Annotated in this window: 14 protein-coding genes; 2 read left to right on the top strand and 12 right to left on the bottom strand. The window is 37.8% G+C overall.

Going from position 1 to position 14,402, the window contains the following annotated elements:
- Positions 1-48: 48 nt before the first annotated feature.
- The 6 genes from IGJ93_RS06380 to IGJ93_RS06355 all read right to left on the bottom strand — a co-directional run bounded on the left by IGJ93_RS06380 (position 49) and on the right by IGJ93_RS06355 (position 8,046).
- The gene (locus IGJ93_RS06380) at positions 49-1,743 is read right to left on the bottom strand and encodes an ABC transporter ATP-binding protein (RefSeq protein ID WP_249024339.1); all 1,695 of its coding nucleotides are present in this window, start codon (positions 1,741-1,743) and stop codon (positions 49-51) included.
- A 132-nt stretch (positions 1,744-1,875) separates the two neighbouring features.
- Positions 1,876-2,628 carry a MarR family winged helix-turn-helix transcriptional regulator gene (locus tag IGJ93_RS06375; protein WP_075491518.1) on the bottom strand — a complete coding sequence of 251 codons (753 nt, stop codon included), beginning with the start codon at positions 2,626-2,628 and terminating at the stop codon, positions 1,876-1,878.
- A 507-nt stretch (positions 2,629-3,135) separates the two neighbouring features.
- Entirely contained in the window at positions 3,136-5,169 is a 2,034-nt protein-coding gene (locus IGJ93_RS06370; RefSeq protein ID WP_413130697.1) for a penicillin-binding transpeptidase domain-containing protein, read from the bottom strand.
- 200 nt (positions 5,170-5,369) lie between these two features.
- The gene (gene celB / locus IGJ93_RS06365; RefSeq protein ID WP_086270944.1) at positions 5,370-6,725 is read right to left on the bottom strand and encodes a PTS cellobiose transporter subunit IIC; all 1,356 of its coding nucleotides are present in this window, start codon (positions 6,723-6,725) and stop codon (positions 5,370-5,372) included.
- A 14-nt stretch (positions 6,726-6,739) separates the two neighbouring features.
- A complete protein-coding gene (locus IGJ93_RS06360; RefSeq protein ID WP_067481971.1) occupies positions 6,740-7,066 on the bottom strand; it encodes a PTS sugar transporter subunit IIB in 327 nt (108 codons plus the stop codon).
- Positions 7,067-7,095: 29 nt separating this feature from the next.
- The gene (locus IGJ93_RS06355) at positions 7,096-8,046 is read right to left on the bottom strand and encodes a N(4)-(beta-N-acetylglucosaminyl)-L-asparaginase (protein WP_075491516.1); all 951 of its coding nucleotides are present in this window, start codon (positions 8,044-8,046) and stop codon (positions 7,096-7,098) included.
- A 355-nt stretch (positions 8,047-8,401) separates the two neighbouring features.
- On the opposite strand from IGJ93_RS06355, the gene IGJ93_RS06350 reads away from it, so the two are divergent.
- Positions 8,402-8,554, top strand: coding sequence for a hypothetical protein (locus tag IGJ93_RS06350; RefSeq protein ID WP_176694882.1), 153 nt, complete (start codon positions 8,402-8,404; stop codon positions 8,552-8,554).
- A 251-nt stretch (positions 8,555-8,805) separates the two neighbouring features.
- Here IGJ93_RS06350 and IGJ93_RS06345 read toward each other — a convergent pair whose 3' ends face one another.
- From IGJ93_RS06345 to IGJ93_RS06335, 3 genes are all read right to left on the bottom strand, one after another.
- On the bottom strand, positions 8,806-10,101 hold the full coding sequence (locus IGJ93_RS06345; RefSeq protein WP_086270945.1) for a Sapep family Mn(2+)-dependent dipeptidase: 1,296 nt from the start codon (positions 10,099-10,101) through the stop codon (positions 8,806-8,808).
- 9 nt (positions 10,102-10,110) lie between these two features.
- A complete protein-coding gene (locus IGJ93_RS06340) occupies positions 10,111-10,839 on the bottom strand; it encodes a GntR family transcriptional regulator, LSA1692 subfamily (protein ID WP_067481965.1) in 729 nt (242 codons plus the stop codon).
- Positions 10,840-10,973: 134 nt separating this feature from the next.
- The gene (locus IGJ93_RS06335; RefSeq protein WP_430597043.1) at positions 10,974-11,609 is read right to left on the bottom strand and encodes a PepSY domain-containing protein; all 636 of its coding nucleotides are present in this window, start codon (positions 11,607-11,609) and stop codon (positions 10,974-10,976) included.
- A 237-nt stretch (positions 11,610-11,846) separates the two neighbouring features.
- Here IGJ93_RS06335 and IGJ93_RS06330 point away from each other — a divergent pair, with 237 nt between their 5' ends.
- Positions 11,847-12,437 (top strand): histidine phosphatase family protein, encoded by a 591-nt coding sequence (locus tag IGJ93_RS06330; protein ID WP_067481961.1) that lies wholly within the window; start codon positions 11,847-11,849, stop codon positions 12,435-12,437.
- 176 nt (positions 12,438-12,613) lie between these two features.
- Here IGJ93_RS06330 and IGJ93_RS06325 read toward each other — a convergent pair whose 3' ends face one another.
- From IGJ93_RS06325 to IGJ93_RS06315, 3 genes are read right to left on the bottom strand one after another with little or no spacing between them, the layout of a single operon-like run.
- Positions 12,614-12,823, bottom strand: a complete 210-nt coding sequence (locus IGJ93_RS06325) for a hypothetical protein (protein ID WP_067481959.1) — start codon at positions 12,821-12,823, stop codon at positions 12,614-12,616.
- A 51-nt stretch (positions 12,824-12,874) separates the two neighbouring features.
- The gene (locus IGJ93_RS06320; RefSeq protein ID WP_430597042.1) at positions 12,875-13,483 is read right to left on the bottom strand and encodes a flavin reductase family protein; all 609 of its coding nucleotides are present in this window, start codon (positions 13,481-13,483) and stop codon (positions 12,875-12,877) included.
- 12 nt (positions 13,484-13,495) lie between these two features.
- On the bottom strand, positions 13,496-14,389 hold the full coding sequence (locus tag IGJ93_RS06315; RefSeq protein WP_095803628.1) for a VOC family protein: 894 nt from the start codon (positions 14,387-14,389) through the stop codon (positions 13,496-13,498).
- Positions 14,390-14,402 lie beyond the last annotated feature (13 nt).

The following is a 14,402-nucleotide window of genomic DNA, read 5'->3' as shown; positions in this document are numbered from 1 at the left end:
CGATAGTCCGTTTTGTTTTACCTTTTTCTTTCCTATTTACTAACAAATTTAATTAACGATTTGTTCATTGACGTACTCAGCATATAAGTTGTGGGAATGAATCAACTCGCTGTGAGTTCCATGTCCAGTAACTGTTCCTTTTTCAATGAAGTAAATTTGATCCGCACCAACAATTGTTGATAAACGATGGGCAATGACTAAGGTTGTTCGTCCTTTCATCAAATGATCTAATGCACGTTGGACTTTTTCTTCTGATTGTGAATCCAAACTTGCAGTTGCTTCATCTAACATCAAAATTTGTGGGTTTCGTAAAAACGCACGGGCAATCGCAATTCGTTGTTTTTGGCCACCTGATAATTTCACACCACGTTCCCCGATTTCAGTCTCCAATTGTTCAGGGAAATCACGAACAAACTGATCGGCATACGCTAAACTTAAGCCGTGCCAAAGTTCGTCATCAGTCAAAGTTCTACCCAAACCATATTGTAAATTATCTCGAATACTTCCAGCGAAAACAGCACTATCTTGTGACACGTAGCCAATTTGTGAACGCCATTCGCTCAAATTAAACGATTGAATGTCTTGATTGCCAGCTGTAATTTTACCAGCTGTTGGTTGGTAAAATCGTTCAAGTAAAGAGAAAATCGTTGACTTCCCGCCACCACTTGGTCCAGCAAAAGCGACCACTGTATTGGGTTTTGCATAGAACGAAATATCCTTTAGAATTGGATGATTTTCTTCATAGCTGAAAGAAATATTTTCTGCTTGAATCGTTTTTCCTGCAACATCGACAGCTACTTCACCGTTCTTTTCAACCGTTGTTTCCAAAATTTGTTGGATACGTTCCGTTGCCCCCATTGCTTTTTGCGCTTGAGAGAAAAACATCGCAAAGCTTGTCACGGGCGTGATGATATTAAACAGATATAAAAGGAATGCAACTAATTCGCCACTTGTTAACGTACCTGCTTGAACGCGTACGGCACCATAGCCAAGGATTCCAACAAACAATCCAAGCATTGCTGTCATCATGATTGGTTGTAAAACAGCTTCTATTTTGGCATCTTTGACACCTAAAACAAAAATCTTTTCGATAAACGTACGACCACTATTTTTTTCTGCTTCCTCGCCATTACTTGATTTGATCAAACGAATCTCAGCAAGTTTTTCTGTAGCATCGGCATTAAAATCAGCTGTCGCACCTTGTAGTTGACGACCAATCTTAGACATCATCTTACCAATTGGGATCATGATAATCATGACGACTGGTATTGCAACAAACATCAGCGTCGCCATCTTCCAATCCATAATGATCAAAATAATAACTGAGCCAACTAGTTGGATTGCACCAGTGATAAAGTTTGGAAATTGAGTCGTCACTAAATCTTTGATCACCGTTGTGTCATTTACTAAACGAGAACTGCTCTCACCTGATTTATGTTCATCATAATAACCTACAGGTAAATGAAGTAAATGTGCCCATAACTTTTCTCTTAGGGATTTAACAGAATGTTCACCAACATAACGAAGTAAAAAACCACCAATCGTTCCAAAACCAAGATAAACGGCAAATGCAACAAGTAGCACTGCGACCATTTTCCCGTCAATTTTTGATAATTCACTGGTATCAACCAGCCCCTTTGTTAACTGTGGGACGACCAAACTTGCTCCACTTGTGACTAGACTGAGTAAGATCCCAAATAAAAACAAACCTTTCTTGGAGCTTACACTGTTAATCAATTTCATAAAATCTTTGAATTTAAATGTTCCAGTAGATGCTGGTAGTTCTTCAGCAAATCTTGCGGGTTGTCCGTCGCCGCCTCGTGCCATGTTCTTTTCCTCCTAATACCTAAAAACTTGTTCTAAAATTTTTAATCGTTAAAAATCTTCCCACTCATCATCATTGTTTCTTTGCGAATCATCTTTGTTGAATGGATGCTGTCTTTCATTTGGACTGCCTCTCCAAAACTCACGTCGAAAATCACGACCAAATCGATTTGGAAAATCTTGTGAAAAGTCTGGACGACCACCACGTTCACCAAATGGCGATTTTCGCATCATTCGTTTCATTTCGCGACGCATTTTTCGTAAATCTTCAGGTGGTAAGTTTTGCCAATCTCCACCGTATTCTTCAAATAAAGCTTCCCGCATTTCTTGCATTGCTTGGAAACGATCTAATGGATCAATAAACTTTTCTGATTGACGATGAAATTCACCGCTCCATCCACTAGAAATTTTTTCTAATAAGTCGCTAAAAGTTGTCTGCTCCTCTTCAGTTAAACCAGCAAAAAAGATTTCGCTTTGATTTTCTTGTTTGAAGGATGCATTCTTTTCCGCTTTTGTTCTTCCTTGTTCCGTTAGATAAACGCGTTTTGTTCGTTTATCATTTTCATCTTCCTCACGGGTAACATCCCCACTTTTTTCCATTTTTTTCATTAGTTCTGCTAACGAGCTTGGTCGTAAATCTAAAACTTCAGCAAGGTAGCTTTGGACTAATCCATCCTCTAGTCGTAAAATTGCCAAAACTCGTTGTTGCCCAGTAAATTTTTGCTTTTTTTGACTCATAAAAGCATTGCTTGCTTCACTAATAAAACGTAGTTGCTTCATCAAACGTTCAGATAATTCACTCATCTTCAAAATTCCTTTCTTTTAGTTCGGTACCGAACTTTATTTCGTTAGTTATTATAGTTCGGCACCGAACTATTTGTCAACTACTTTTTATAAATTATTTTTTTGAGAGCTTTTGATGTCTTCAGTTGTACCAATTAACTACCCTAGAACAATAAAAAAGTAGGTATGACAAGACTTTTGTCATACCTACTTTTTCTGGATAGATGGTGTTCACCAAGCAACTTCTTGCTATCTTGTCGTAGTTAAACGCTTTGTACCACAACCTTTACTCACGGTGTTCCCAAGGCAGCTCCTTCGGCAATAATTCCTTCCTTCATAAAAACATGAGGAACTGTTTTTAGAAAGAAATTCTTATTGCTTGAAGCTAAACACCTTGTGCCACAACCTTATCCACGGTGTTCCCCAAACAACTCCTCGAAATAACTCATACCTGTCCAAAAATATGAAAAACTATTTTTGTCAGTTATTCATTATTTTTTCGGAGTTAAACGTTTTGCGCCACAACCTTTATTGATAAGTTTCATTTAGATAGTTTACTAATTCTGGTGCTCGTTGTGTTGCAGAGTCCCCTTCTTTTTTATCCTCTAGCATACTAATCATGAGATAGCCTTGGTTAGTTGGATTTGTAGCAAATAAGAAACTATTTTCTTGCCCTTTTTCATCTTGTTTTTCCTTGATTTCTGCTGTACCTGTTTTTGCTGCTAAAGGAATTCCTAAGCTAGCGAGTGAATGTGCTGTCCCATTAGGATCAGTCACAACAGCTTCCAAGTCTGGCAAGATTGTTTGAACAGCGGAGTTACTAACCACACTGTCTTTCGTTTTCGTTTTTGCATCTAAAACTAATTTAGGATAGATAAGATTTCCATTGTTAGCAAAAACGGAATACATCGTTGCTTGCTGGATAGGTGTAATCAATAATTCTCCTTGACCATAACCAGTATCTGCTAATAAAATTTCTGATTTGAAGCTATCTTCATTAGAAATCTGTGCAGGATTCATACTGATTGGTAGGTCTAAATCTTCACCAAAAATAAACTTATCTAAGCCCGCTCGGAAAGCTTTTTCTCCCATTTTCAATGTTTGTTGTGCCATATAAATATTATCAGAGTAAACCAACGCATTTCGTAAATTAACTTGTGCCACATCGCTTACCCGCGTCACTTCATACGACCCCCAAGAAGAATCCTTTTGCCATTTTAATCCATCAATGCTTAAGCTCTCTTCAGGATTTAGTGTGCCATTGTCCAAACCAATTGCGGCAGTAATCATTTTAAATGTCGAACCCGGCGCATAACCAATAGCAAAACGGCTGATAAATGGTTGGTTTTTGTCATCGGCATACACTTGGTAGTCCTTTTCAGAGATACCATTGGTCATTTTATTCGGATCATAACTTGGTGAACTTGCTAAAACGAGTAGATCGCCTGTTTTTGGTGTGGTAGCTACAGTCGAGCCAGCTTCTCCACCTAATTCATCGTAGGCAGTCTTTTGAGCCTTTGCATCAATCGTTAATTTAATTGATTTGCCATTCTTCACTTCTTGTTCTTGAAGTACGTTTTTTTCATTCCCATTTTCATCTGTGATAACTAACTTCCCACCGTTGGTTCCCCGTAATTCTTTATCGTAAGCCATTTCCAAACCAGAGCGTCCAATTTTTCCTACACTACTTAATTTTGGATTCTTTTCGATATCTTCGGCAGTAATGTCACCTACATAACCAATTAATTGTGCGGCAGCTTCACTTAATGGATAATATCGTCCAGTTACTTCTTGAATAGTTGCACCCGCAGGTAATTCTGGTGTTTCCCCATCAATGATTTTGAGTGGAACGAAGTAATCTGGTTGAACCCAACTTTGTGAGATAGCTTGGTTGATTGCATCTTCTGTTAGTTGTGTCCTCTCAGCAAGAGTTTTGATATTTGCCTCTTTTTCTGCACCTTCGCCTAACTTACTTGGAACAACACCGAGTTGCTTCAACTGGCCATTGGTTGCTAATCCTTCCCCGTTTCGATCCAGGATTTCACCACGCGTTGCCTCTTGTGTGTTCAAGCTGACTTTGTCCCCATTTTCCATAGTAGGGAAAACCAAATTAGGTTGCCAATTGATTTTGGGGCCTGTTTTTTCGCGAGTCAGTGTCCCTTCAAAAGTCAGATTTTTTAGCTCACCCAAAGCAGTGCTCATTTTAGCTGTGTAAGAAAAAGTATAGGTATCTTTTTTCTTTTTTTCGACAGTTAAATCTGACACGGTATATCCTTTTATATCAACAGCATCATAGATATTCTGGTACTTCTCCAAAATGTCTTGAGTCGTCCATTTCGATTTTTTTGTAGCTGTTGTTAAAAAGGTCGTTGCTTTTTGATAATCGCCTTTATCAAGTGCCTTTACAAATTGTTTAATCGTTGTTTTCGCTTCATCGACAGTTTTGTTTTCTTGATCATGTTGATAATAGAAAAATCCCCCACCAGCTATTGCAATGAGTGCTACAGCGCCTAAAATATATGGGACAGAGCTTTTTGTTTTTTTCTGTTCGCTTCTTTTCATCTGTATCCTCCCAATTTTTGCTTCAACCATCGTTGGTCGTTAAAAACACTTCTATTATATCTAACTATCATCTAGGTTGCTATCTTAAATTTTTTTTAAATTTGTTATTTTTTTGTTTTATGTACTACGTCTTTTCTAATAAATAAAAACCAACAAGACAAGAATCACCATTGTCTTGTTGGTTCTTTTAAGTTAAAAAATTAAATATCATCGAAATCAAAATCATCGAAGTTGATTTCATCTAGTTCTTCTTCCCTAGTCTTAACCTCTTCACGAAGATACTGGACATCCATTACTTTGATAAATGGATAATAGATTGCCATCCCCAAAACAAATAAAAGTCCTTGTAACACAGCACCTTGCCATCCACTCACTAAAAAGCCGGAAATGATTGGTGGTGTTGTCCATGGTAACTGAATTCCATTTGTGTAAGGAACCAATCCGATATTCATTGAAAAATACGCAATAATGATATTGATTGTTGGAACTAAAGCAAAAGGAACCAACAAAATAGGATTCAAAACAATCGGTAACCCAAAAATAACTGGTTCGTTAATTCCAAAAATACCCGGAATTAACGATAATTGTGAAAGCTTTTTGATTCGTTGACTTTTACAGAATAGAACCATTACCACAATTAACGACAAGGTTGAACCTGCACCACCAAAAGTCGCGAACATATCTTGAAATTGACCGGTAATGATGTTCGGAATTTCATGTCCGTCTTTGAATGCTTGCAGATTTTCGACGGATAAAGCTCGAAGAACTGGATTGAACACAGCACCAACGACACTGCTTCCGTTGATTCCAAAAAACCAAAAGAAATGCAAGAAAAGATATGCGATAATCATAGCGCCTAACGTATTTCCTAAGCTTAATAACGGCGTTTGTAAGAAGGTGAAGATAACATCTTGCAGATTGCCATAAGAAGTCAAGGAAACAAGCCAATTTACTAAAAACATCATTGTTACTACTACAAAACTTGGAATAAGTGCTTCAAATGATTTGACTACAGTAGGTGGAACACCATCCGGCATCTTGATCGTCCAACCTTTACGTACCATTGCAACGAATAAACGAGTAGAGATCAACGCAACAATCATTCCAAGAAACAACCCACTAGACCCCATCCACTTCAAAGGCAAGCTAGTTACTTCATAAACAGTCGTGCTTCCTTCTGGTGTAAATAATGTCTGATACGGAGTTAAAATAAAGAAGGAAACCAGTGCGATAATCCCAGACTGCATTGCATCAACATGAAATTGTTTCCCTAAACTGTACGCAATTCCGACTACGGCCAAAATGGTCATGACATCGAAACTCGCACTAGCAGGTACAGACATCATTGCCTCCCAGTTGTCACCAAGCAAGGCAGACATCCATTCATTCCACTGAGGAAGAGGAAAATTAGCAATTAAAAGAAAAACTGAGCCGACGATCAATAGTGGTGTTGACAATAGGAATCCATCACGAATAGCAACTAAATATTTATTTTCACCGATGACTTTGGCTAAAGGAGTTAGTACTTTTTCCAGCCAATTCAAAAATTTTTGCATGGTCGACCTCCACGTTATTGTTTATTTTTCTTGATTAATTTAAGTGCTTCTTTTAACGCACCTTCACCGTCCATCATGCCATAGATTTCTGGAGAGATTGCAGCAACCGGAATATTTTGTGGTGAAAACTGCGTCCGAACTTTTTCGAGCAAGAAGCGCACTTGAGGCCCCAATAAAATGGCAATCGGTTTTTCCTGCTCAACAACTTCTTGTGCTCTAGCAACTGGAAAGGCAGTAATTTCTAATGGCATCTGGTGTGCTTGAACGACTTCCATCATTTTATTGACCATAATACTTGTAGACATACCTGCATCACAAAACAAATAAATTTTTTTCTTCATATAATTCACTCCTTAAATGTTTTTTATTTTTAATCAATTGGTGCTTTGATTCTTTTCTCATAGGCTTCTAACCATTCCTGCGTGATTGGTTCAATCAACGTTGTCTGATTTTTCCCTGGATTAGCAAGAAAAATTTGTGGTGCTTGTGTTTGTGTACCGACACTAAAGGTGAATTCAACATTGGTTGCCACGCCCCACTCGCCTGCCTTATTCATTGCAATGAGTGAGAATGCGCCAGCTTTCCCATAGCGCTCTTTAAGTTTTGTTTCAAAAGAATAAACTGCTTGATCACAAGCTTCTTGTGGACTAGCTCCGCTGCCCATTAGTCGAACAATCTCGTAAGATAAACAGCCCTTCATCAAATCTTCGCCTAGCCCAGTTGCAGCTGCTCCACCAATCGTACTATCGACATAAAAGCCTGAACCAGAAAGTGGTGAATCACCGACACGTCCAGGCTTTTTCATAAACAAACCTGAGCTGGAAGTTCCTGCTGCCATCGACCCATAGGTATCTAAGGTGATAGCACCAACCGTATCATGACCATCATAAGGATCCAACTGTTTTTCTTGGATTTCTTTTAATCGCTTTTCCCAAATTTTATGGGCACGAGGTGTTAACATATTTTTTCGTTCAAAATCATGCAGCATCGAATATTGTGTTGCACCAGTTCCAACTAAAAAACTGTTAAATTTTTCTTCACTTAAACTTCTAGCCACTGAAATAGGATTTTTAACATCCGTAATTCCAGCAACTGCGCCAATTTTAAAAGAGTCGCCATCCATAAAAGCGGCATCCATTTCTAAAATGCCTTGAGCATTTGGCAATCCACCATAACCCACTGATTTATAATACGGATAGTCCTCCACAGTTTTAATCAGTGCTTCTACAGCATCTCCAGCTCGTTCATTTTTTTCTAAAAGTCGTAGTGCTTCAACGACACCATCATGTGCCATTCGCCAAGTAGCAATTGCACCTTGCATTCTATTCACCCTTTCTATTTCATTTTAACTAATGCGCTTTCATAAAAATATTATAATTAGTATATACTGTTTTGTATATACTGAAAGAATTAAAAAGTTGACTTTCTCATAAAAAAACAATCAAGCTCTCATTTCTGTAAAAAGGTTGTGGCACAAAACGCTTAGCTCCGACAAGATAGTTCAAAATAGCTTTTCATATTTTGAGGTGGATGCAAACTATATGGAAGAGTTGTTTTGGGAACACCGTGAGTAAGGTTGTGAAAGAAGTGCTTGGCTCCAATAAATCAGAATAAATTTTCAGAAATTGCTTCTAAAATTTTTGTGAAATTTAGACTTATTTGGAAGGAGTTGCTTCTTGAACGCAGTGGATAGAGGTTGTGGCACAAAGTGGTTAGCTTCAAGTAATAAGGAACCTTTTCTAAAAATAGCTTCCCATATTTTTAAGAAAAGAGGACTTATTACCGAAGAAGCTACTTTGGGAACACCATGGATAGAGGCTGCGATGTAAAACGTTCAGCTCCAAACAAGATGGCAAGCTGTCGCTCAAAGCCGTAGCTTATGTTTGAAGATGGCTGAAAGCTATGTGGAAAAGTTACTTCTTGAGTACCGTTTATTCGAAAAAGTCGGAAAAAATGAAAAATCTAGTCCCTCTTAGCATGTTTTCAATTTTAAAACCGCCTAAAATCAACGCTTTTAAAAACGGATTTTAGGCGGTCTATCTATTTGGGAAAATTTTTATCCTAGATCTTTTTTTGGTTCTTATTCAGTCAAAGCAATGATTGCCCGCATATAAATTTCCAAATTCAGCAGTAAGTCACGTTCATCCATGTACTCATCTTGATTATGTGCGATCCCTTTTTGCCCTGGAAATGAAGGACCAAATGCGACAATGTTTGGCATAAACCGAGCATAAGTTGCACCGGTAGTCGTTACGGGTGAACCATCTTCTTTCGTTACCTCTTCATAAACTGCACTCAATTTTTGGACAAGTGGATTTTCTTTAGGAAACGAACTACTTTTGATTCGACGAACAATTTCCATCGCGCTATTTTTTGGTAACTGTCCAAGAAGCGTTTCGGTTACTTCTTCTTCAGTTACGGAAACAGGATAACGGATGGCAATAGATAAGGACAAACCGGTTTCTGTTTTCAACAATTCATAGGGGGTCAAAATCAGTTTTCCACTGTCTTCGTCTTCAAAATTCAAAGCTAATCCTTCCCCGTTGTGTTGATTCGCGAGCGAATCTACTATCCAAGAAAAATAGTCCTGTAATTCTCCCGTTAATAATTGGTTGGTCTTGATTTTTTCAGCTAATAAGGTAATGGCATTTTCGCCTAACTCAGGTGCATTAGAGGGGGCTCGTTTCCCAGTTACCATGATTTCTTCCTGATTGACTGTGACAGCTAATTGGTCAGGAACATGATCTTTTGCTTGATCGCCATTAATATTACTGAGTTGATTTAATTCTTGCGTATCAAAAGCAGTCAAAATTTGATAGTTGACAATTCCACGCTCTCCGTACACGACGGGATATTTGCAATCAGGCGTAAAACCGAATATCGGTGGCTTTTCTTGGCTCAAATACATCGGAATGTCAGAACTACCACTTTCTTCATCTGTTCCAAAAAGGATTCGAATCGTTTTTTTAGGGACGAATCCAGCTTCTTTTAATAACTTCATACCATACAGACACGCCATAATAGGACCTTTGTTATCTAAGATTCCACGTGCATAAAAACGTCCAGCCTTTTTTGTTAACTGATAGGGTGGAAATGACCAGTCTGTACCTTCGGGCACAACATCCAAATGTCCAACAATTCCAATATACTCAGAATCTTTTCCCCATTGTGCGTACCCAACTGCATCTTGCACACTAGAAGTTTCAAATCCATAGCTTTTAGACAAAGAAAGGGCTTTTTCAAGTACCTCTTTTGGCCCTCGACCAAATGGCGCTGCTTTTTCGGGTGTCCCTTTCACACTTTTGATCTTTATTACTTCATTCAAATCTTGATAAAACTGTTCTTTGTTCTCTTCGATTAACTGGTGAATGTTCATAGTGACCTCCTATTGGCTGTAACGAGTTAGTGTATTTTTAAATGTATAACGGTCAGCTCGATAATATGAAATGTCATAAAAAATAGGTTCTGCATCAATGGCATACGTGACAGACTGCACTCTTAATAAAGGATTGCCTAAGGAAACATCTAATAAATCTGCCATCTCCTCCTCAACTAAAATCGCTTCGACTTCTTGATGAGAATAGGCGATTTCAACTTGTTTTTCCAATAGTTCAAACAACGAACCATTAAAATCCTCAATCGTAAAACCTGCAATAAAGTTTTCTGCTAAGTAGATTTTCTCAACGGTCATTGGCTCACCATCAAGTAAACGTCTTCGAATTAATTCGTAAATGGCTGTGTCCGGATTCAGCTGTAGTGCGCTACGAATTTTTTCATTGTCTGTGAGTAATCTTCGAAAAGAAATAACTTCTGTTTTACTCGTCTTACCATATGCTTTAGCTGCTTCAGTAAACCCTTGGAGACCTGCGCGCCCACTTTGAATCTTCTGTTGAGACATCACATAACTGCCTTTTCCTGGTCGTTTTACTAACACGTTTTTTTGAATTAACAGATCAATTGCTTTTCGAATTGTTAAACGACTGCATTGAAACTCTTTTGCTAAATCATATTCTGAAGGTAATTTTTGCGAACTGACATAGGTTCCTTCTTCAATTCGCTGTTCAATTTTTGAAGCGACTTGCGTAAATTTATTTCTAGTTTCTTTTTCCACCATAAAAATAGTCTGAGCTCCTTTAAATTTGGCTGATTTTTTACAAAAAAAGATATAGTATATACTTCACGGTATATACTATATCTTATGGACAAGAATTTCAATTATTTTGAGAGCGTTTTTTTCGAAGAGCTATTTTAGTCATCAACTTCGGTTTCTAAAATCTCACCTGTCTGAGCATTCATTTTAACAGTTGTTTCTTGTTGGTTGTTTTCAACAGTAACTTCCCAGAAAGTAATACCAAGATCCTTATCTAAATCCCAATCCGTTGCTGTTCCGCCGCCAACTTGCTGGACAGCAATCTCAGCAGCCTTTTCTATACTCAATAAATTTTGGATGTCAATTTTATCTTCTCTTCGTTTTACACCATTTTGCTCATCTCTATCAAGTTGTTCTTCTCGCTCTTTCTCCACCTTTTTCGTGACACCATCTACCCTGATTTCAAATTCAGTTGTGTCATTGACTCCTTCAATCTTGTAATAATAAGCACCAAATGAGGTATCTAATTCAAGAGAAGTGATATCACTATCAGGATAAGTAGCTTGATAGGTTTTGATTGCTTCTTCAACTGAGACGCGTAAGTCACCTTCAACTGATTTTCCTGCCACGGAAGAAGCAGTAGTTGAACTGTGATTGTCTTTCATTGCTTGTGTTTGGCTCGTCTGTGTGTTCGATTGATTTTGGCTTTGATCATCCTGCTTCTCATTGCTTTGACACCCTGCCAATAGTCCAAGTGTGCCGATAGCAATGCTCAAATAAGCAATTTTTTTCATTTTTTTAACTCCTTTTCGTCTATGTTCAATTAAAAATAGGAAGTTGACAACTGAGTGGGGTCATTCACCCACCAACTTCTTCAAGCTGTCTAAATTTATTATAACGGAAAATCGGGCAAAGGTCAGAAATTTTCAAATAAACGCTTGACTTAGAGTGCACTCAAGCCTGTATGATTTATTTAGAGACTAAAAGTAAACGCTACAAATAGCAAAATCTTACGTAAAGAAGGAATGAAAATGACAAAAAAATTATACCTTATGCGACACGGAGAAACGTTATTCAACCAACTAAAAAGAATTCAAGGTTGGAGCGATTCACCACTAACAGAAAAAGGTATTGCGCAAGCAAAAATAGCTGGTAATTATTTTTCTGCCAATCAAATCACCCTAGATCACGCTTATGCTTCTACTTCAGAAAGAGCCTGTGATACGTTGGAACAAGTCACTACGCTTCCTTATCAGCGAGTAAAAGGGTTGAAAGAATGGAATTTTGGTGTCTTTGAAGGTGAAAGCGAGTCGCTCAACCCTCCTCATGCACCGGGAGAAACTTCATATGGTGATTTTTTTGTACCTTTTGGTGGAGAAAGTAGTCAAGAGTTACAGGAGAGAATGGTCAATACATTGACAGAAATTATGGAAAGACCTGACCATCAAGAAGTGTTAGCCGTTAGCCACGGCGGCTCTTTGTATCTGTTTCTTCAAAAATGGCTGTCTTTCCCTGAAGTAAAAAAAGTCCAATTTTCAAATTGTTGTATTCTTGTCTTTTCTTATTCAGATAAGGAATTTCAATTTTTAGAGGCAATCAACCATGATTTTAGTGAGTTATAAAATTAAAAAAGCTAGACTGTGACTAGACTGTGAAAGAAGCATTTAACTTCAAGAAATAGAAATTACCAGGAATTGCTTTCTAAGTTTTGAACAACTTTCGCTTATTGGTGAAGAGACCATTTTAGGAACACAGTAAAAAAGAGGCTAGGATGAAATATCCCAGCCTCTTTGCTTTCTTATTTTTGATTCAATTGATTAAATAATCCACCAATCGTTTGATCCTTTAGTTCGATTGCTTGACCATCCAGAGTTGCTTCTACAACATGATAGTAATCTTGTAAAGGTGGGACCTCTAAATATTGATCATGCAGGAAAGCTGCTGGTTCAGCATATTCTTTCGTCATTTCATTGGCATCTGCCGCAGTTTTGTAAGTAATTTTTAACATCATAAACCCCTCTAATCTGTATAATTGATTCTTCTCTTTTCTCACTCGACATTAATCAGGGCGAACCAAGGTAAAGATATCTCCTATTTTAGCATAATTATTGCCAGCTAAACGGCTTACAGGCTTTAATTTCTCAATTAAGATGCGCCCGTCATCATAGATGGATTCATCCACTTGATAGTGCTTGATTTTTAATAAAAGCAAGTCCGCAGTAATTTGCTCATTTTCTTTGATTTCAATGTGTTGGTAGAGTTCTGTTTCAAAACGAATTTTCGATTCTCTGAGAACAGGTACTTTAACTATCTGAGCGTCCTCCGTCGAAAAAGTCGTTCGTGTTAATTCGCTCTCTTCTCTTGGCAATGTTGCCGCAGTTTTGTTTCCATCAGCAACGTTATCTTCATCTAAAATATGGATAACAGCTTCTTTTGTGGTTAAAAGATTGGCAGCTGTATCTTTCAATTCGTGCATTTTACGTTGAATTGCTAGCGAAATGATTGGCGGGTTCGAGCTAACAATCGAAAAATAGCTGAACGGCGCAATATTCACAATTCCATTTTCAGAACGAGTAGTTACTAACGCTACTGGTCTGGGAACGATTGAGCCAATCAATAATTTATAATTTTCTCTTTCAGTTAAATCTGAAGGTGATTTTTGGATCATTTTTTTCTCCTTCTATAACGTATTCAATTTGGGAAGTCTTTTTAAAATTGCTGACTTTTGTGGTAAAAATTTATCTGGTAACATAAATTCCTCACCAAGTGTTTCTAAAGGTTCGTCAACAGTAAATCCAGGCGTCCCCGTTGCTAATTCCAACCAAACATTCCCATGTTCTTGCAAATAGATGGATTGGAAATATTTACGATTTTTGATTTTTGTCACAACGTATTTGTCTTCTTGTAATCTCGCTTTCCAATCTGGTAACGAATCATCTTCAACCAAGAATGCGACATGGTGAACTGTTCCTGGCCCGAATCTACCAGGAGTTAAAGTTTCTTTAGGAACAATCAATTGTTGCTCCTCTTCCTCACCGAAAACAAGATGGTAGCCGAAAGCTGAGTTACGTACCAAAGTCATACCCAATCCTTCCGTTAATAGCTGAACCGTTGCTTGGGGATCTGCAGAAAGTAATACGCCGCCAAATAAACTAAGAATCGCCGGGGTCTCCGAAGTTTTCTGATTTTCAACTAAAGCAATCGTCAATCCATCTGGATCAGCGAATTCAATTGTTGGTTTTCCAAATAAATCCGTTTGTTGCGTAGTAATTGAAAATTCTTCTAAACGACTAAGCCAATAACGCGTACTTCCTAACGGTATTTGAAAAGCCATCGTTCCAACTTGCCCACTTCCAACTCTGCCTTTCGTTTCATATTTCCAAGAAAAGAAAGTGATGATGGTACCGACCTCTGCATCATGATTCCCAAAATAAAGATGATAACTATCTGGATCATCAAAATTAACAGTTTGTTTCACTAAGCGTAACCCTAAAATGTCACGATAAAAATGAAGTGTTTGATCTAAATCAGCAACGGTTGCAGAAAAATGATGAATTTTATTTAATGGACGCATACTATTCTCCTTT

Source organism: Enterococcus sp. DIV0174, from assembly GCF_050529065.1.
Lineage (GTDB): Bacteria > Bacillota > Bacilli > Lactobacillales > Enterococcaceae > Enterococcus_B > Enterococcus_B thailandicus.
Note: the sequence above shows the minus strand (reverse complement) of the source record. Positions and strands in the feature narration are given on the sequence as shown.